Origin of the sequence: Curtobacterium sp. MCBA15_013 (assembly GCF_001865095.1) — a bacterium.
In the GTDB taxonomy this organism is placed as follows: Bacteria; Actinomycetota; Actinomycetes; order Actinomycetales; family Microbacteriaceae; genus Curtobacterium.
The window spans coordinates 53,521-69,846 of sequence record NZ_MJGQ01000067.1 but is presented as its reverse complement, the minus strand read 5'-3'; the positions used below and the strand labels follow the sequence as shown (position 1 = coordinate 69,846).

At 67.2% G+C, this 16,326-nt stretch carries 22 protein-coding genes; 8 read left to right on the top strand and 14 right to left on the bottom strand.

Features of this window, described 5'->3' with window-relative positions; translation table 11 throughout:
* Window positions 1-164: 164 nt before the first annotated feature.
* Window positions 165-677 (top strand): hypothetical protein, encoded by a 513-nt coding sequence (locus BIV01_RS17370; RefSeq protein ID WP_071303672.1) that lies wholly within the window; start codon window positions 165-167, stop codon window positions 675-677.
* Window positions 678-759: 82 nt separating this feature from the next.
* Here BIV01_RS17370 and BIV01_RS20390 read toward each other — a convergent pair whose 3' ends face one another.
* The 5 genes from BIV01_RS20390 to BIV01_RS20450 form a co-directional block, all read right to left on the bottom strand.
* Window positions 760-885 carry a hypothetical protein gene (locus BIV01_RS20390; protein WP_302847436.1) on the bottom strand — a complete coding sequence of 42 codons (126 nt, stop codon included), beginning with the start codon at window positions 883-885 and terminating at the stop codon, window positions 760-762.
* A gap of 71 nt (window positions 886-956) precedes the next feature.
* A protein-coding gene (locus tag BIV01_RS17365) for an IS3 family transposase (RefSeq protein ID WP_139199541.1) occupies window positions 957-2,119 on the bottom strand; the annotation gives its coding sequence in 2 pieces (ribosomal slippage) (window positions 957-1,840 and window positions 1,840-2,119; 1,164 coding nt in all).
* 46 nt (window positions 2,120-2,165) lie between these two features.
* Complete coding sequence (locus tag BIV01_RS17355) at window positions 2,166-2,507, bottom strand: hypothetical protein (RefSeq protein WP_071303670.1); 342 nt, start codon at window positions 2,505-2,507, stop codon at window positions 2,166-2,168.
* A gap of 115 nt (window positions 2,508-2,622) precedes the next feature.
* Window positions 2,623-2,856, bottom strand: a complete 234-nt coding sequence (locus tag BIV01_RS17350; protein WP_071303669.1) for a hypothetical protein — start codon at window positions 2,854-2,856, stop codon at window positions 2,623-2,625.
* A gap of 60 nt (window positions 2,857-2,916) precedes the next feature.
* Window positions 2,917-3,093: a fluoride efflux transporter FluC gene (locus tag BIV01_RS20450; protein WP_243736460.1), complete on the bottom strand. Its 177-nt coding sequence runs from the start codon at window positions 3,091-3,093 to the stop codon at window positions 2,917-2,919.
* Between the two features lie 295 nt (window positions 3,094-3,388).
* Between BIV01_RS20450 and BIV01_RS17340 the strand changes: the two genes are divergently transcribed.
* Complete coding sequence (locus BIV01_RS17340; RefSeq protein ID WP_071303703.1) at window positions 3,389-3,997, top strand: TetR/AcrR family transcriptional regulator; 609 nt, start codon at window positions 3,389-3,391, stop codon at window positions 3,995-3,997.
* Window positions 3,998-4,074: 77 nt separating this feature from the next.
* Here the strand turns inward: BIV01_RS17340 and BIV01_RS17335 are convergent, their stop codons facing one another.
* On the bottom strand, window positions 4,075-4,644 hold the full coding sequence (locus BIV01_RS17335) for a TetR/AcrR family transcriptional regulator (protein ID WP_071303668.1): 570 nt from the start codon (window positions 4,642-4,644) through the stop codon (window positions 4,075-4,077).
* Window positions 4,645-4,761: 117 nt separating this feature from the next.
* On the opposite strand from BIV01_RS17335, the gene BIV01_RS17330 reads away from it, so the two are divergent.
* Window positions 4,762-5,427, top strand: coding sequence for an SDR family NAD(P)-dependent oxidoreductase (locus BIV01_RS17330; protein WP_071303667.1), 666 nt, complete (start codon window positions 4,762-4,764; stop codon window positions 5,425-5,427).
* Between the two features lie 69 nt (window positions 5,428-5,496).
* On the opposite strand, the gene BIV01_RS17325 is transcribed toward BIV01_RS17330, so the two are convergent.
* The gene (locus BIV01_RS17325) at window positions 5,497-6,108 is read right to left on the bottom strand and encodes a hypothetical protein (RefSeq protein WP_071303666.1); all 612 of its coding nucleotides are present in this window, start codon (window positions 6,106-6,108) and stop codon (window positions 5,497-5,499) included.
* Window positions 6,109-6,177: 69 nt separating this feature from the next.
* Between BIV01_RS17325 and BIV01_RS17320 the strand changes: the two genes are divergently transcribed.
* Both BIV01_RS17320 and BIV01_RS17315 read left to right on the top strand, forming a co-directional pair.
* Window positions 6,178-7,377 carry an ABC transporter permease gene (locus BIV01_RS17320; RefSeq protein ID WP_123314033.1) on the top strand — a complete coding sequence of 400 codons (1,200 nt, stop codon included), beginning with the start codon at window positions 6,178-6,180 and terminating at the stop codon, window positions 7,375-7,377.
* A gap of 99 nt (window positions 7,378-7,476) precedes the next feature.
* Window positions 7,477-8,553 carry an amidohydrolase family protein gene (locus tag BIV01_RS17315; RefSeq protein WP_083414126.1) on the top strand — a complete coding sequence of 359 codons (1,077 nt, stop codon included), beginning with the start codon at window positions 7,477-7,479 and terminating at the stop codon, window positions 8,551-8,553.
* Between the two features lie 46 nt (window positions 8,554-8,599).
* Here the strand turns inward: BIV01_RS17315 and BIV01_RS17310 are convergent, their stop codons facing one another.
* The gene (locus BIV01_RS17310; RefSeq protein ID WP_071303664.1) at window positions 8,600-9,022 is read right to left on the bottom strand and encodes an ester cyclase; all 423 of its coding nucleotides are present in this window, start codon (window positions 9,020-9,022) and stop codon (window positions 8,600-8,602) included.
* A 44-nt stretch (window positions 9,023-9,066) separates the two neighbouring features.
* Here BIV01_RS17310 and BIV01_RS17305 point away from each other — a divergent pair, with 44 nt between their 5' ends.
* Entirely contained in the window at window positions 9,067-9,561 is a 495-nt protein-coding gene (locus BIV01_RS17305) for a MarR family transcriptional regulator (protein ID WP_071303663.1), read from the top strand.
* Window positions 9,562-10,047: 486 nt separating this feature from the next.
* On the opposite strand, the gene BIV01_RS17295 is transcribed toward BIV01_RS17305, so the two are convergent.
* Both BIV01_RS17295 and BIV01_RS17290 read right to left on the bottom strand, forming a co-directional pair.
* Window positions 10,048-10,491, bottom strand: a complete 444-nt coding sequence (locus BIV01_RS17295; protein ID WP_071303661.1) for a hypothetical protein — start codon at window positions 10,489-10,491, stop codon at window positions 10,048-10,050.
* Window positions 10,492-10,576: 85 nt separating this feature from the next.
* Window positions 10,577-11,452, bottom strand: a complete 876-nt coding sequence (locus tag BIV01_RS17290) for a LysR family transcriptional regulator (protein WP_071303660.1) — start codon at window positions 11,450-11,452, stop codon at window positions 10,577-10,579.
* A gap of 109 nt (window positions 11,453-11,561) precedes the next feature.
* On the opposite strand from BIV01_RS17290, the gene BIV01_RS17285 reads away from it, so the two are divergent.
* Window positions 11,562-12,281 (top strand): SDR family oxidoreductase, encoded by a 720-nt coding sequence (locus tag BIV01_RS17285; protein ID WP_071303659.1) that lies wholly within the window; start codon window positions 11,562-11,564, stop codon window positions 12,279-12,281.
* 63 nt (window positions 12,282-12,344) lie between these two features.
* On the opposite strand, the gene BIV01_RS20305 is transcribed toward BIV01_RS17285, so the two are convergent.
* Window positions 12,345-12,746, bottom strand: a complete 402-nt coding sequence (locus BIV01_RS20305) for an alpha/beta hydrolase (RefSeq protein ID WP_254791877.1) — start codon at window positions 12,744-12,746, stop codon at window positions 12,345-12,347.
* Window positions 12,747-13,086: 340 nt separating this feature from the next.
* Window positions 13,087-13,671: a TetR/AcrR family transcriptional regulator gene (locus tag BIV01_RS17275; RefSeq protein ID WP_175473776.1), complete on the bottom strand. Its 585-nt coding sequence runs from the start codon at window positions 13,669-13,671 to the stop codon at window positions 13,087-13,089.
* Window positions 13,672-13,772: 101 nt separating this feature from the next.
* Between BIV01_RS17275 and BIV01_RS17270 the strand changes: the two genes are divergently transcribed.
* A complete protein-coding gene (locus BIV01_RS17270) occupies window positions 13,773-14,651 on the top strand; it encodes an aldo/keto reductase (protein ID WP_071303658.1) in 879 nt (292 codons plus the stop codon).
* A 67-nt stretch (window positions 14,652-14,718) separates the two neighbouring features.
* Here BIV01_RS17270 and BIV01_RS17265 read toward each other — a convergent pair whose 3' ends face one another.
* Together BIV01_RS17265 and BIV01_RS17260 are read right to left on the bottom strand one after the other, a co-directional pair.
* Complete coding sequence (locus BIV01_RS17265) at window positions 14,719-15,348, bottom strand: hypothetical protein (RefSeq protein ID WP_071303657.1); 630 nt, start codon at window positions 15,346-15,348, stop codon at window positions 14,719-14,721.
* Window positions 15,349-15,588: 240 nt separating this feature from the next.
* Window positions 15,589-16,314 (bottom strand): NADPH-dependent F420 reductase, encoded by a 726-nt coding sequence (locus tag BIV01_RS17260; protein WP_302847437.1) that lies wholly within the window; start codon window positions 16,312-16,314, stop codon window positions 15,589-15,591.
* Window positions 16,315-16,326 lie beyond the last annotated feature (12 nt).

The following is a 16,326-nucleotide window of genomic DNA, read 5'->3' as shown; positions in this document are numbered from 1 at the left end:
CAGGGAGAAGGGTGAGCTGTCGCCCCGACACGTCTCGTAAGCCGATCGGTTGCCGAGACGAGGTTGGGTTGCCCGCGGTCGGTCGCAGATGCCAACCTTCTGCTGTGTCTGACTTGGATTGGTTCCCAGGGGTCAGGACCGCAGATGCGCAGGATGCGCACTTTGTGCGGCAACTCCGTCAGCACGCAACGGGTTGGCAGCGGCTCGGCCTGAGCGCGGAGCAGTCCGTCGCGCTCGAGATCGCCGTGCCGTTCGTAGGCGTTGAACTCCCTCACCTGACGACTGATCTCCGATGGCTGTGGGTCACATTCACGCACGACGACGACGGCTTCGTCGCCGAGTGCCGCTGGGGAGACGAGAAGCACTACGACGACGTCGGGCCAATCGACGGGAACCTCGATGTGCTCGAACCTGTCGGAGAGCACGGCGCCAAGCGCACCGCCGACCGTGTCTCTCGGTGGATTGTGCAGCAGGCGGAACGCGTCGTTCGCCGTGATGACTGGGTTTGGCCGCTGCGCTTCACCCGGTGGGTCTTTCTCGACTCCGGGAAGGACCTTGACCGTTCGCACCTGGTGCCTTGTGCGGGCGGTAGAGCGCCGGTCCGAAGCAGCTTCGAAGGGTTCACGGCGGGAGACGACCAGCCGCCGTGCCCGGAGGACGTCAGCTTCGGCAGCTAGCCCTGCAACCCGTCCCGGTCGACGATCCGCTACCGGGCGATGGCCCGGCTTGTCCGCACGATCGAGGCACACGATCAACTCGTCAGGTCGCGATGGCAGGGGATTGTGTCGCGAGAGCCCACACGATGACGATGACGATGGCGATGAACGCGGCCGCACCGCCGATGACGGCCGCCAGCCCGTCAGCCCGGCGTTCTCGATCACTCATGACCCCACTGTGCACCGGATGGCAAGCGTCAAGAGCGTTGGGACTGCTGCAGGTTTGGTTGACTCGTTCGTTTAGGCCGCGAGTGCGACCTGTGGGTTGATGATCGTCTCGTACTCGATCGGGGTCAACTTCCCCAGACCTCGTTGCCGTCGTTTCCGGTGGTAGGTCGCTTCGATCCAGGTGATGATCGCGAGCCGGAGCTCTTCCCGGGTCGCCCAGCGTTTCCGGTTCAGGACGTTCTTCTGCAGGAGCGCGAAGAACGATTCCATTGCAGCGTTGTCCGCGCACGCGCCGACTCGGCCCATCGATCCGAGCAGCCCGGCGTCCGATAGCGCGCGGACGAACTTCTTCGAACGGAACTGGCTGCCCCGATCCGAGTGGACGACGGTTCCTGCCGGGTTCCGGCGGTGCACCGCCATCCGCAGGGCCGCGACGGCGAGCGAGGACCGCATCCGGTCACTGATCGAGTAGCCGACGATGCGCCGCGAGCAGGCGTCCTTGATCGCGCAGAGGTACAGCTTGCCCTCTGCCGTGTTGTGGTCGGTGATATCGGTCAGCCAGAGCTTGTCGATATCTGGCGCCGTGAACGCACGGCGGACCCGGTCATCGTGCACCGGCGGCCCAGCCTTGCGATTCAGGCCGCGCTTCTTCGCGTGCAGTGACCAGAGCCGCTGCTGCGAACACAACCGCCACACTCGCCGTTCCGACACCGTATGACCGGACGCAATCAGGTCGTCGGCGATGAACCGGTACCCGAACGTCGGATCGTCCCGGTACGCATCGATCGCTGCGTTGGTCAGGTGCGCGTCCTCCCAGTCCCGCTGAGAAACCGGGTCGGCGCGCCACCGATAGAAGGCCTGCTTCGAGAAACCCAGCACCCGGCAGGTCACCGCGACGGGGACACCATCGGCGGCGAGTTCGAGGACCAGCGGGTAGATCATTTTGGGAGTTGCGACTGGGCGAAGTACGCCGCTGCCCGGCGGAGGATCTCGTTCTCCTGCTCGAGCAGCCGGATCCGTTTCTGCGCGTCCCGCAGCTCGGCCTGCTCAATCGCCTTCACGGATGGCGACGCAGCAGCAGGGACGCCGTCATCACGGTCCGCGAGACGCAACCAGCGGGCCAGGCAGGACTCGGACACACCGAAGTCCTTCGCGACCTGCCGCACCGACGTCTCACCCTTCCGGGCGACCGCGATCACATCGCGGCGGAACTCTTCCGGATACGCCTTCACCATGGCGCACATCCTTCCAGCAGGAGCCCATGCCCCTACCTCTCAGGAGTCAACCAAACCTGCAGCAGTCCCGATCGCGGGCACGCTCGACCGCGTCGACGTAGTGCTCGATCGTTGTCTGCGCGACCTTGTCGCGGTAGGGCTCCAGGCTCGTGACTGTTAGGTGCAGGTCGGCGGCGTTGTAGATCTGGTGCGTGCCGTCGTAGAGGCTGCCGATTTCAGCGGCGGCCGCGTCCACCGCGTCAGCGACGTGCGCCGGCGGAAGCAGGACGAGGCTGAGACCCCAGCGCGGGTCACCGTCGACGGGCGCGTGATCCACGCGAAGGGTGCCCCTGTCGAAGGACCGGTGCGCTTCATCCCAGAGAGAGTCGTACTTCACGCCGGTTGCCATCGCTTCACGCTATCGGCCTGTCGCTCCGAGGATGAGCTGTACCGATAGCCGATCGGCCACCGAGACGCCGCTGATTCCGGCAGACCCGGGACAACGACAGCGAGCTGATCGGCGCCTATCTCCACTGCACTCCGAAGAGACCCGTTACGAGCATGATGAGCCCGACGAGGGCGAGTACGCTCCCGAGCATTCGGGCCCACGCGGTTCCCCATCTGGCTTGTGGATTCCAGGCGACGCCGGCTTTCTCGGCTGCCAACAACCACTTGATGACGATCTTGGGGAACAAGACCACGAAGAGACCCCAGCCCGCGAGCACACCCCCGACGATGAACTGTTCAACGAGACCCATGATCGCAGGGTACCTACTCCCGGCCCCGCTCTGATTGACGACCGCCCGGTAGCGGATCGGCTATCGGACACCGATCCAGAGGCCGAGGAGTGCCACGAGGACGCACGCGACGAGGTTCACGAGGCCGTGTGCCGCTGCTGCGCGGTAGCGGTTCTCGAGTGCGAGCCGGACGGCTTCGACGCTGGCGGTGCTGAACGTCGTGTACCCGCCAATCAGGCCGGTACCGACGACGGTCACCCAGACCGCTGGCAGGACGGTGGTACCGAGCCGGTGATGATGCCGAGCGCGAGGGAGCCGGTGAGGTTCATGACGCTCGTGCCCCACGGGAACCGGGACCCGAGCCGGTTACGGACGGCGGTGTCGAGAAAGACCCGCAGCGAGGACCCTGCCCCACCCGCGATCGCGGTCCCGAGAATCAGCCAGCGGCCTCGGCAGGGAAGGTGCAGATCAGACGCTAACACGAAAATCTACACTGGTGTAGGTGTTTTCACACCTACCATCCCGCTACTCGCGAAGCGACAGAATGGACGCGATGAACACCAAGACCGAAAAGGGCTATGCCGCCGGCCGAGCTCGACGCGAGCAGATCGTCGCCGAAGCCACTCTGCAATTCGGTCGAGTCGGCTTCAACGGGGCCACGATCCTCGAGATCGCCGCCGCCTGCGGAATCTCGCGGGCCGGGCTCCTGCACCACTTCGCGACCAAGGAGTCCCTTCTCGAGGCGGTGCTCGAAGAGCGCGACCGGGCAGACCGAGCAAGTTTCTGTCGCAGCGGCTCCGCCCAGTCGGGCGGCGTGGGCGTCCTCCGCGGCATGGTCGACCTGGCTGCACGGAACGCCGAGCTCCCCGGCATCATCGCGCTTTACGCCGTCCTCTCGGCGGAGGCAACCGACCCGGCGCATCCCGCTCACGAGTACTTCGTCAAGCGCTACGCGCGCATCCGGTCAGGCACCGAGACAGCCCTTGACAAGGCAAAAGTGGCTGGCGACTTAATCGACAGTGTCGACGTCGCCGCGGCAGCCATCGAGCTCACCGCCTTGATGGACGGCCTGCAGGTGATGTGGCTCCTGGACCCCGATGGCATTGACATGGCTGCACAGGTCCGACGCGCCGTTCAACGACTCCTAGTTTTCCCTCTGTGAGGCACTCGATTTCGCCATTGCGCTAGCGATACGGAGGCGGCTTTGCCGGTGGTACGGACGCGAAGCTCGTCGCGGCATCAGCCCTGGATGGTCCAGGCAGCGGAGATGCTCCGGTCGACGACACGGCGCCATCCGTCCGGAGCGGCAGGGTCATGGCTGGCCATCCCGGCCATCCACAGGACGGTCATCAGGTCCTCGGTGGTGAAGTCCTCGGCGAGCACGCCGGCGTTGTGTGCGTTGGCGACGAGTTCCGCTCCGAGCGCCATCGATCGTTCGCATGCGTTGATGAGGAGCACGGCGTCGGGGTATCGCCGGAGCATCGCGTCGTTCATCGCCGGGTCGCTCCGCTGCAGGTCGATCATCTCGGCGATGAAGGTCTCCAGCTGCGCGCGCGGACTGTCCTGGGCCAGTGTCCGTTCCCGCAGGGTCCGAAGCTTCGCGCCCGCGATGTCCGGCACGACGGCGTCGATGAGGTCTTCGCGCGATCCGATGCGGTTGTAGAGCGTGCCGATGCTCACCCCGGCTTCCCGGGCGATGTCCTCCAGGGGAGCGGACAACCCTCGCTGCGAGAACACGGCGATGGCGGCAGCGCGCAGCTTCTGGAGGTTCGCCTGCGCGTCTCGACGCAGACGGGGTGGGGTGCTCACAGCGACTCCGAAGGAACTTGAGGGCGGTCTCAACATATGCTGCAGTGGATTTGAGGACGGTCTCAACTTACCGCACCAGCTTGCAGGGCCCGGCGGTGGGCCACGGAAGGACGCATCATGCCCCTCATCACCATCATCGGCGCAGGCCCTGGTCTGGGTCTCGAGATCGCGCGGGCCTTCGGGCAGAAGGGCTTCGACGTCGCGCTCGTGGCCCGCAGCCAGGCGAACGTGGACTCCCTGGCGGGTGAGCTCGTCGCGGAGGGCATCCAGGCTCGTGGTTTCACCGCCGACGTCAGCGAGCCCGACACGATCCGGACTGCTCTCCGATCGATCCGGGAGACGCTCGGGCCGATCGACGTCCTCGAGTTCTCCCCGGCTGACCGGACCCTGGAGTCGGTCGACGCGGTGGACGTGACGATGGAGAACCTGCAGCCACAGCTCGACTTCTACCTCGGCGGCGCCATCGCGGCCGTCGGGGAGGTCCTGCCGGGCATGATCGCGGCGGGCGCCGGCACGGTCCTCGTGACCACCGGTGGCGGTGCGCTCGCCCAGACGCCGGTCCGCGGGAACGTCAACATCGCAGCGGCGGGGCTCCGGAACTGGACGCTCAACCTCAACGCCGCTCTCGCTGACAAGGGTGTCTACGTCGGGTTCGTCGCCATCACCGCGCTGATCGGCGGTGGGCGACCGGACGCTGAACCGGCGGTCATCGCGCAGTCCTACGTGAAGCTCCACGACGAGCGGCGGGATGCCGAGCTGCACTACGTCGCGTACGACGGCTGACGCTCCTCCCGCCCGGGCTGCTGGCCTGGGCGGGATCCGCCGGGCTGCCGGGACCCGGGTCCGCGCGGTTCAGCCAGCGCCAGCCGCTGCCGCTGCGAAGGTCCGGAGAGCCGCCACCTGCTCGGCCGTGCTCGGGGGCGCGTCCGCCATCTGCCACGTCGACACGAGCGCGATCATGCCGCCGATCGTGAAGGTCCGGGCGTCCCCGGTCAGAGCGATCTCCGATCCTCGGTGATCGTGGTCCGACTCCGACAGCCAGGTCGTCATCGCGTCTGCGAGCACCTCGGCAACACGCTCGCCACGTGGAACGGCGCGCAGCTTGTCGAAGAAGCCGCGATCCGCACGTCCCGCGGCGAGCAGCGGTTCGATCCCGCGCTCCCGAACGGCGTCAGTGAGGGCCTGTGGGAGGTTCGCCGCGGCCTCGTCGAGCGGAAGCTGGTCCTCGAGGAGGCGGCTGATCCAGAGGTCCGTCGCCAGGTCACCGACATTGCTGTAGTGGTTGTGGAGGGCCTGCCTGCTCAACCCAGCACGCTGTGCCACGGCGCTCATCGAGATCGTCTCGCCCTTCGGCGTCTCGGACACCAGGGCGGCCAGCGCCCGGATCAGGGCGGCGCGGGTGCGGATGATGCGCGGGTCCACCCGCTGGCTCGCGCGTGGCGCCGTGCGCGCTCCCTCGGTCATGAGTCCATCTTGCCAGAGCCCGAACCCTGATGTACGTTCGTCATCTACTGGACAACTGTAAAGGACACCATGACGCACGTAACCGAGCCCGCCACTGGCCGCGGAGACGGCCCGCAGCACCCCGAGTTCGAAGCGGCGGTCGCGGGCGGCGCGCTGGACTCCGAAGGGCCGGGATCAGCGCATCGCTACCGGAACGTGATCCTCGGCGGGATCGCGATCCTGCTCCTGGCGATGGCGATGCTGACGAGCTACTCGAGCGCGTTCGGTAACCCGACGCCGAACAACGTGCACCTCGCGGTCACCGGCGACGCTGACGCGATCGTCGCGCTCGAACAGCACGGATCGCTGGATCTCACCGTCGTGGCCTCCGAGCAGCAGGCGCGAACCGCGGTGCTCGACCGCGACGTCGACGGCGCTGTCGTGTTGCCTGCACCGGGGAAGGGCGCCGGCGTCACCACCTACATCGCCAGCGGCGGCGGCCGGGGCCTCGGACAGGCGATCTCAGGTATCGGTGACTCGATCGCAGCGAAACTGCAGACCACCAACACGGCCACAGACCTCGCGCCCCTGCCGGAGAAGGACCCGGTCGGGTCGATCGAGTTCTACGCGATCCTCTTCGCCGGCCTGGGGGCCGCCCTCGGCGCGACAGTCTTCGGGCGCATCCTCGGCACGGTCGACACAGCCGCGAAGTTCGTCGAGCGCAGCATCGTCCTCGTGCTCTACGCCGGTCTCCTCGCCGCACTGATCACCCTGTGGATCGACTCCGCCCTCGGCGCGGTGACCGTCGGCCCCTGGGCGGTGTTCGGGATCCTCTGGCTGACCGGAGTCGCCATCGGGGGAGCGGTAACGGGCGTCGCAGCACTCGGCGGAACCATCGCGGCGCTGGTGATGACGCTCGCCCTGGTGATCCTGGGGAACACGTCTTCCGGTGGTCCCCTCGGGATCCACGTCCTCAACGATTTCTTCCAGACGCTCTACTACGTCTTCCCGCAGGGCGACGCGCTCGACCTGCTGCGGTCCGTCCAGTACTTCGACGGCGCCGCGGTCGCCGCCCCGATCATCCGGCTGAGCATCTGGGCTGTGGCAGGCATCCTGCTCACGCTGACAGCGATGCTCATCCGGAACCGACGCGAAGCTGCGGCTCGACCGAAGGGCGGCCTCCGCTCCGAGCAGGATCCCCGCCCGACTGCCGGACCCTCGGGCTCCCACCTCGAGGCCGCTGCAGTCACGCCCAACGCGGCCTTGCTGCCGTTGACCCCAACGCCCTGAACACAACAGGGGTCCTCGACGGGCGGGGATCCCTCATGACACCCACTCCTGCACACGACAACCAGCCCTCATTGCTGAGGACGATCGGAGGACCGCACCATGCCAGGAAAGATCGATGTCCACCAGCACCTGCTCCCGCCACGCTACTTCGAGGCACTGGCAGCGGCAGGATCGCAAGCGATGGGGGCCGGCGCCCCGGCGGGCGCCCGGGCGGATGCGCCGGCTGCGACCGGAGGGTCCGCGCAGTGGGACCCGTGGGGTGCGAGCGGCGGGACCGCACCGCGACGAGGGCCCCGGGCCATCGGCGGCTGGTCGATGCCGGAGTGGAGCCCCGAAGCGACGATCGCGATGATGGACGAAACGGGGATCGAGACCGGGATGCTCTCGATCAGCGCACCGGGCGTGCACTTCGGTGACGACGCCGCGGCGCGCGAACTCGCCCGCGAACTGAACGACTACCAGGCCGAGCTGGTCCGTGAGGCGCCAGACCGGTTCGGGCACTTCGCGGTGCTGCCGCTGCCGGACTTCGACGGCGCGGTCGCCGAAGCCGTGCGAGCACTCGACGAACTCCACGCCGACGGGGTGCTCCTGCTGTCGAACGCGCACGGACGGTACCTCGGCGACCCCGCGTACGAGCCGCTCTGGGCAGAACTCGCCGCCCGCTCAGCCGTGGTCTTCGTGCACCCCACCGCACCACCGATCGCCCAGTTGCCGGGGATGCCCACCGCACTGCTGGACTTCCCGTTCGACACCACCCGCACCGCCGTGGACCTCGTCGCGCACGGCGTGTTCGACCGCTACCCGAATCTTCGCGTGATCCTCTCCCACGCCGGCGGGTTCCTGCCCTACGCAGCCAGTCGTTTCAGCGCCGCCGCGATGTTTAACCCGGACACCACGCCGGAGAGCATCCAAGCGGGCCTCCGGAAGTTCTACTTCGACACCGCCCTGTCCGCATCTCCCACCTCGCTGCCGTCACTGCTGGCCTTCGCGGAGCCCGGCCACGTCCTCTACGGCAGCGACTTCCCCTACGCACACCCCGACTGGAGTGCCCGCTTCGACCACGACCTGGACACCTACGACGGCCCCGGCGCAGAACGACTGGGCGAGGTGCTCCGAACAGCCGCCGAACAGCTCTTCCCTCGCTTGACCGCCGAGCGCGTTCCGGGGAGCGAGTGAGTGTCGAAGCGGTTCGTGAGTCATCAGGGTGCGCCAGCCTGACCGTTCAGCCGAGTGTTGGCGGGAGCGCCCCGATCTGCCCGAGGATGCTGAGCACGTCCGGCTGGCCGACCTCGTCGACGATCAGTCCCTCGTCGAAACGGTAGAAGTTGCTCGCGTTCGCGACCACCGTCCTCCCCGTAGCGGGGACACCGAGGAACTCGCCGTCGTGCGTGCCGCGGAGTTCGAAACGTGCTGCGACTGTGTCGCCCTCGACGACGATCCGGTCGATGCTCCACTGGATGTCAGAGAACGCGCTCCGCATGATCGTCAGGATCTGCAGGTACCCCGGCAGCCCGCGCAGCGGCTCGGGCGAGAACGGCGTCAAGAACGCCGCTTCCGGTGCGATGACCGTCTCACCGATGGACGGGTCGGCGCTGTTGATGAAGTCGACGAATCGCAGGAAGGAGAGGCGTGTGTCTGTGGTCATGGACAACTACTTTACATAGCAAGTAGATGCCGTAGAGTCGAAGCATGAGCACGGACCTTGCACCCCTCCACGGAACCGACGCCCCGGACGACCGGACTGGGCGAGCGGCGCGTCTGCGGGAGTACTTCGCCGCGCTGGTGCGGCACGAGACCGACGTGTGGAACGCGGTCGAGAAGCGGATGCGGGGCGAGGGCGTGCTGAGCCTGGCCCGACTGGAGGTGTTGCGGATCGTCCAGGCAGCTCCATCGGGCGCCCGGGTGCAGGACGTCGCGACCGGCGTCGGGACGTCGATCGCTGCAGCCAGTCGCTTGCTCGATCGGCTCGCCGCGGATGGTTTCCTCGAGCGTTCGACGGACCCGGACGATCGGCGCAGTGTCCGCAGTGTGCTCTCGCCCCAGGGGAGAGATGCCTTCGCCCTCGCGGACGAGCGGTTCGACCAAGCGCTGGACGCCGTGCTCTCGGATGCCGGTGCCGCGGCGATCGCAGACTGTATCGCGGCACTCGAGCGCCTGCAGTCGACGTTGGAGGCAAGGCGATGACGGCGACCATGCGGGCCGTCGTGATCGACGCACCCGGCGGCCCCGACGTGTTGCACCTCCGTGAGCTGCCGGTCCCGATCCCAGGCCCGGGCCAGGTGCTGATCCGTGTGGGAGCGTTCGGACTCAACCGGTCCGAGCTGCACTTTCGCCGCGGCATCGGCCATTTCGGAAGCTAGCGGTGCGTGGTCGGGTGAAGTTCCACGCCCCTGCCCCGGACGCGAAGATCGACTGGGACGCGGCGGTTGCAACGGCTGGCGCCCTCGCAAAGATCTGACCGTCGGCGTTCGGCATCGGGCGCGACGTATCGCGGACTGTGCCGGTGCCGTCGTGTTCCCAGGGCCACGGCTATGCGCAGGGGTCTCACCAGCTCCTGCGCGGACCGGAGTCGAGACGAAGTTGCAACGGCCCGCCCCCACAGCCCAGTGGGCTCGTGCAGACCGTGCGGTGAGCGATCGGCTGTCGAGACAGACTCGCTCGCTTCGATGTTCAGCTACCGGCGGCCACTCCTCCGTCGAGTACGCAGATCAGCATCCCCAATAAGCAGGCGAAGAGGGCGGGGAGCAGACCAACCCCGCCGATGATGAGCGCCACCCAGCCAACTCGTCGACCGGCGACCCAGCCTCGGACCACGCCGCGGTACCCGAGCGAGATCACGGCGAGGGCGATGGGGAGCGCGGCGACACCGACGAGCCCGACCACGAACTCCGCCCGAGCAACCAGGACCGGAGGGTCATCGAACGGGTGCCGTGTTGCGCCTGCGCTGGCGACATCCGCCGTCGTGACACTATTCGCGACCGAGAGCACGAGCGCCAGCAGCGCCGAGTAGAGCGCTACGAGCGCGAGGGCCACCCACCCGGCAGACGTTCGCCCCGACCCATCATGGCTGCGCACCTCCATCGGATCGCGTTGCTGCCAGAACCGGTCTGTCACGTGCCGAGATTACGGGTCGAAGCGGCCTACGAGTGAGGTGTCAGGTGACCGATCCTCAACCGGGCAGACGTTGCGATGCCAGATGTCAGCGTTGAGCCGCGATGGCCTGTGCGGCGTCGACGAATGCCGTGATGCGCTCCGAGAAGCGGCTAGCCTCCCAGGCGATGTGCACCGCGGTGGGTGCCAGGTCGGCGATGACACAGAAAGCCACATCCGGGCGGCGGTAGAACCGGGCAGTCGATAGCGGCAGGATCGCGATACCGGTACCGCCGGCGACGAGTTCAAGCTTCTCCTCAACGGTTCGTGATTTACGCTGGGTAGCGCCTTCGAGCGCACGCCGAACGGGCGCAGCGGTGGACCATTCGGGCACGGCTGCCGGGTCCTGCAGGAGCACCTCAGCGCTCAGGTCCTCCATCGTCACCTGGTCGGCACTGATGAGGGGATGCCCCGTCGGGAGCATCAGGACCCTGGGTTCCTCGTGGAGGAACACGGTCTGGATGCCCGCACTGTCGAAGGGTTCCCGGAGGTAGCTGACGTCTGCACGACCGTCATGCAGAACCGCGACCTGTTCCTCCCACCCGGTACGCATCACCCGGACGTCGACGGACGGCGCACCGCGTCGGAACGTCCGCACTGCGTCGGTGACGGTTAGCCCGGGCATGAAGCCCACCGTGAAGACGTCTTCGCCGCGCGCGGCGATCGCGACGCGTCGACGCACCGCGGCGGCAGAAGCGAGCAGCGAGCGCGCCTCGGTGAGAAGGAGGCGTCCGCTGTCGGTGAGTTCGGTCCCGCGGGTATCGCGGACGAAGAGCTGCATGCCGAGTTCCTGCTCGAGCGCACGGATCTGGCGAGACAGCACCGGCTGAGCGATGTGGAGCTGATCCGCGGCGCGACCGAAGCTCAACGTGTCCGCGACGGCAGCGAAGTACCGCAGCTTCCGGAGGTCGAGATCGGCGTTCACACCCTCATCATGGCTCATACCCGTTGGGTCTCACCACGTGATGAAGAGGTCTTGGACGGTCTGGCGATCGAGCGCACACACTCGATCCTGTTCGATCGAAAGGAACACTTTGTCCCTCACCAATCAGCGCGTCGTGATCATCGGCGGCACCTCCGGAATCGGTCTCGCAACGGCACATGCAGCCGTGGATGCCGGCGCGGAGGTCGTCATCGCCTCGCGCCGCCAGTCCAGCGTCGATGCCGCACTGGGCGAACTCACCGCTTCCGCCACGGGCCGGGCACTCGACGTGCTCGACGCCGACCACGTCGCGTCGTTCTTCGAAGAGATCGGCGGGTTCGACCACCTCGTCTACACCGCCGGCGACCCCCTCACGCTGCTGCCCGTCGACGGCCTGGACCTCGACCAGGCCCGCGGGTTCTTCCAAGTGCGCTACTTCGGCGCGCTCAACGCGGTCAGCAAGGCCGCGCAGCACATCCGGCCGGGAGGCTCGATCACCCTGACCTCCGGGTTAGCGCGCACCCGACCGGGTGCCGGCTGGGCGGTCGCATCGAGCCTGTGCGGCGCAACGACGAGTCTCGCCGGCGCTCTCGCCGTCGAGCTGGCGCCGACCCGTGTCAACGTCGTCGAGCCCGGCATCATCCGCAGCCCCCTCTGGGCGGGAATGACTGCCGAAGACCAGCAGGCCATGTTCGACCAGCAGGCCCAGATGCTCCCGGTCGGCCGCGTCGGCGAGGTGAGCGACGTCGCGCAGGCGTTCCTGTACGCGATGACGCAGCCCTTCATCACGGGGACCTCGATCCCCGTCGACGGCGGAGCGCTCCTCGTCTGAACGATCAGGCGCTCCGGCTGCCTCGCGTCGCGAACCCCCGCGACGCGAGGCACTCGCTTGCGGTCAGCGACGAGCGATCTGATCGGTGACGAACGCTGCCAGGTCGGGGACTTCCCGGCCAGCAACATCGTGCCCGAGATCCGGGTACACCCGCTCCGTGATGGACAAATGCTGCGTGCTGAACATGGCGGTACGTCGCACCGCGGCAGCGGGGATCACCCCGTCGTGGACGCCTCGACCCCAGAACACCGGTGGGCGTCCCGATCGGAGGGCACCGTCGCCTGGCTGGGTGTCGTTGACGACGAACCCGCCGAGCTGCACCCCGTACGCGAATACGCCGGGACGCCGGCGCATCATCTGTAGCACCATCGCGCCTCCCTGCGAGAAGCCCAACAGCCCCACCGATCGGGGTGTGGGCAACGAGTCGTACCAGTCCAGGACGGCGTCCGCAGCAGCGTTGGCCACTGCCGGCTGCGGGTCACCGATCGGGTTCCCGGCGCTGGGGAACCAGGCGTATCCGCCCGCCTAGGGGATCGGTGCCCGCCCGGACGCGATGACCAGGTCCTCGGGGAGCTCGTCGCGAAGCGTGAACAGGTGCCGTTCGTCGTAGCTCCACCCGTGCATCATGATCAGCAGATCAGATTCGGCCAAGAGGCGGGACGACCAAAGCACGGCGGTCGGATCAAGCAGCGGGTACGGAGTGTGCGGGGAGCGCATGGAAGTCCCTTCGCGTCCCACTCACCGTGTCGCTTGGCCGCCGCTCGCGTCCAAGACCTCTTCCGTGACCGGTGATACCTGGACTGCATCACCCCGTGAGATCGCAGTCGGACGCAGGCGCCCGAATTCCGTCGAGGACGATCTGGAGTGCACGGCCCCGCTGTGCAGCGTCGCGGTAGAGTCCACCAGTGACCGCGAAGATGACCCGCATCACGTCATCAGCATCGATTCCCCCGCGGATCTGCCCATCCTCCCGAGCGCGCTCGAACAGCGGCTCGGCAATGCCGTAGATCGCGTCACAGGTGGGCTCGTACACCTCGGACTGCTCGGTCAGGACCGAGACCACCGGGTGCTTGGTCCGCATGAAGTCAACGAACTTCTCAAGCCACCGACGCAACGCCGTCCAGGAATCGACGTCGCCGCTGCCCGAGCTGGAGCTCACGAGCTCGTCCACGGAAGCCAGATAGACCGCTTCCATCAGGGCGATCCGAGTTGGGAAGTTCCGGTACAGCGTCGCGACGCCCACGCCTGCTCGAAGCGCGATCTCTTCCGTCCCCACGTCCGCACCAGCTTCACCGAAGGCTTCCGTGGCCGCGGCGATGACCGCGTCGAAGTTGCGCCGCGCATCAAGGCGTCGAGGACGCCGAGCTTCCAACATCGCCGCCAAAGTCACAGTCCTCATCATGCCCTACATGTGATAGACCAGCTACCAGTTAACCGAGAGACAGCCTCTCGGTTCTGAACTTGGCCGGCTAACGGCTGGGAGGCACAGCCATGACCGCATCCACCACCTCGACCCTCACCATCGGCGGAGACCTCACTGTCGGCCGCATCGGCTTCGGCGCCATGCAGCTCGCCGGCAAGCAGGTCTGGGGCGAATACCCCGACCACAACGGCGGCATCGCCCTGCTCCGAGCAGTCGTCGACGCCGGCGTCACGTTCATCGACACCGCAGACGTCTACGGACCGCACTCGAACGAACTCCTCGTCCGAGAGGCCCTGCACCCTTACCCCGAGAACCTGGTCATCGCGACCAAGGGCGGCTTCGTCCGCGGCGGCTACAACTACTCCACCCTCGACGCGGTCGGCAACCCGAACTACCTCCGCCAGTCGGCCAACATGAGCGCGCGGCGACTTGGAGTCGACAGCATCGGCCTTTACTACCTGCACAGCGGGCAAGCCACGGACGTCCCGTTCGAGGAACAGGTCGCCACTCTCGCCGCCCTCAAGGAAGAGGGCCTGATCCGGCACATCGGCCTGTCGAACGTCACTCTCGAGCAGTTCGAGCTCGCGCAGACGATCACCCCGATCGCTGCCGCGACGGCGCTCTACAACCCGGGTATCCGCCGGGGTGTGGACCTGCTCCGTGCGACCGAGAAGACCGGTGCGGTCTTCTCGCCGTGGCACCCCATGAGCATCGCCGATGGCGGCGAGCCGGAACGGATCACCGCGGCCCTGGAGCCGATTGCGCAGAACCACGACGCCACCGTCCAGCAGGTCGCCCTCGCCTGGCACCTGCACCGTGCGCCGAACACGCTGCCCATCCCCGGAACCACCAGCCTCGAGCACCTCCGAACAAACCTTGCTGCGGCCGAAATCACCCTCACTTCTTATGAGGTCGCCATGATCACCGACCTCGCGTCCGAGGGCTGAGCGTCGCACTGTTGGCATAGACCGGCTGCGGCGACCGGTAGTGGATGGGTGACCGGGCGGCCGACACCTAGGCAGGCGGGGCGACGATCGCGGTCAGTCCACTCCAGTCGGGTTCGTAGTCGGCGTCGATCGGCGCGCGACTCTCGGCATAGAACTCCGCGATCCGGATCGTCATGCCTGGCGCCGGGTCGGCGGGCAGCAGCGCTAGTGCTCGTGCAGCAGCGGCGTCGGTAGGTGTTCCCGATCGGTGATGAACACTGTCGCTCTGCCGATCCGCTAGGACCATGCTGTACACGAGGGCTTCGCGGACGACCCCGAGGGTCAGATGCAGTCCGATGACGTTCGCGCCACGGCCGAAGCGTGTCGCCGCGAGGGCGAGGTCGAACCGCACAGCGTTGTCGGCAGGCTGGCGTGGAAGCACGAGCGCCGCGCCGCGTATTGCAAGGTCGCAGCGGCGGCCGTCGTGGAGGACTGCGCGGAGACGCTGGACACCGTCGTCGAGGGTGCTCTGCCACGCCCAGAGTTCCGCCCCGAGGAGCGTTCGGGCATCAACGTCCGCCGAGAGGTCGACCTCAGCGTCGAGGTCGCTCCACCGATCGAGTTCCAAGGGTGTGAGGACCGAACCATACGGCCGCACCGCACTTACTGCCGGGCTCGCATCTTCGAGCTGATTGAGAAGCGCCTGCTGCCACTGCATACCCGCACACTACGAGAGCCCTGTCCCGATAGCCGATCGTCTATCGAGACGTGCACGTTGCCCGTGCCGGCGCGTCCGTTCGGCGGTCGGGCCGATCGAGCCCACCGACATCGTTCGATGATGCGAGAGGGACACGCGGGCGTGTGTCCGCGTGTCCGTTGCGCTGCAGTCCCGGGTTAGAGCCTGAGGGACGTCGACGTGGCGCGCCAGGCATTGAGCGGGCTGGCGAGTCTCCGATTCTTAGAACTGACGTGCCGCGACATCCGCCCGCGTCGACGCGGCCAGGACCACACGGAGGCGGTCGGCGGTGACGGGGGCTCCGGGGTCCGACAGGTAGTCGGCAGCGAATGCGTCGAGGTCGGCGGCATAGATCGGCGTGTAGGCGCCCGACTCGGGCTCTGCTCGCCACGACTCGGCAAGTGTTCCCCCGTCGACGGGCTCGAAGCCGAGGTCGTTCACGATCCCTGAAACCTGAGTCTTGGCGTAATCCTCGTCGCCGTAGACCACGAGGGCGGTGCGGGGAGTGGAGTGAGCGAGGGCGGGGATGTGTTGGAACAGTATGTTGTTGAAGGCCTTGGTCACGACCGCCCCAGGAAGCAGCTCTCGCTCCAACTCGGCGGTGCTGACCTCGAGCGAATCCAGGCGAGCGATCCGGCCGTCTCGATGCGGGTAGTAGTTACCCGTCGAGAGGACGGTCTTACCGGAGAACGCCTCTCTAGGGAGTTCCTTGTACGCACCAAGCGGCACGGCCAAGACCGGGACCTCACCGAACTCGATGGCCTCGCGGCTGTCGCCGGCCTGCGCCTGCGGTCCCAATTCCTCGATCAGGCCTCGCAGCGACTCGGGGCCCCGTGAGTTCGCGACCAGAACCTCGTAGCCAGCGGCGACCGCCAGGCGGGCGATGCCGCTTCCGATATCTCCGCTGCCGATGATGCCGATTCTCTTCATAGCCATCTCCTTCGTGATGTGGTGGTTGCC

Excerpts from the sequence above, each read along its gene's own strand:
- BIV01_RS17350 (WP_071303669.1), bottom strand. The coding sequence starts at position 2,856 with ATGGGTCTCGTTGAACAGTTCATCGTCGGGGGTGTGCTCGCGGGCTGG.
- BIV01_RS20390 (WP_302847436.1), bottom strand. The coding sequence starts at position 885 with ATGAGTGATCGAGAACGCCGGGCTGACGGGCTGGCGGCCGTCATCGGC.
- BIV01_RS17330 (WP_071303667.1), top strand. The coding sequence starts at position 4,762 with ATGCCCCTCATCACCATCATCGGCGCAGGCCCTGGTCTGGGTCTCGAG.
- BIV01_RS17315 (WP_083414126.1), top strand. The coding sequence starts at position 7,477 with ATGCCAGGAAAGATCGATGTCCACCAGCACCTGCTCCCGCCACGCTAC.
- BIV01_RS17270 (WP_071303658.1), top strand. The coding sequence starts at position 13,773 with ATGACCGCATCCACCACCTCGACCCTCACCATCGGCGGAGACCTCACT.
- BIV01_RS17325 (WP_071303666.1), bottom strand. The coding sequence starts at position 6,108 with ATGACCGAGGGAGCGCGCACGGCGCCACGCGCGAGCCAGCGGGTGGAC.
- BIV01_RS17340 (WP_071303703.1), top strand. The coding sequence starts at position 3,389 with ATGAACACCAAGACCGAAAAGGGCTATGCCGCCGGCCGAGCTCGACGC.
- BIV01_RS17265 (WP_071303657.1), bottom strand. The coding sequence starts at position 15,348 with ATGCAGTGGCAGCAGGCGCTTCTCAATCAGCTCGAAGATGCGAGCCCG.
- BIV01_RS17310 (WP_071303664.1), bottom strand. The coding sequence starts at position 9,022 with ATGACCACAGACACACGCCTCTCCTTCCTGCGATTCGTCGACTTCATC.
- BIV01_RS17320 (WP_123314033.1), top strand. The coding sequence starts at position 6,178 with ATGACGCACGTAACCGAGCCCGCCACTGGCCGCGGAGACGGCCCGCAG.
- BIV01_RS17355 (WP_071303670.1), bottom strand. The coding sequence starts at position 2,507 with ATGGCAACCGGCGTGAAGTACGACTCTCTCTGGGATGAAGCGCACCGG.
- BIV01_RS17305 (WP_071303663.1), top strand. The coding sequence starts at position 9,067 with ATGAGCACGGACCTTGCACCCCTCCACGGAACCGACGCCCCGGACGAC.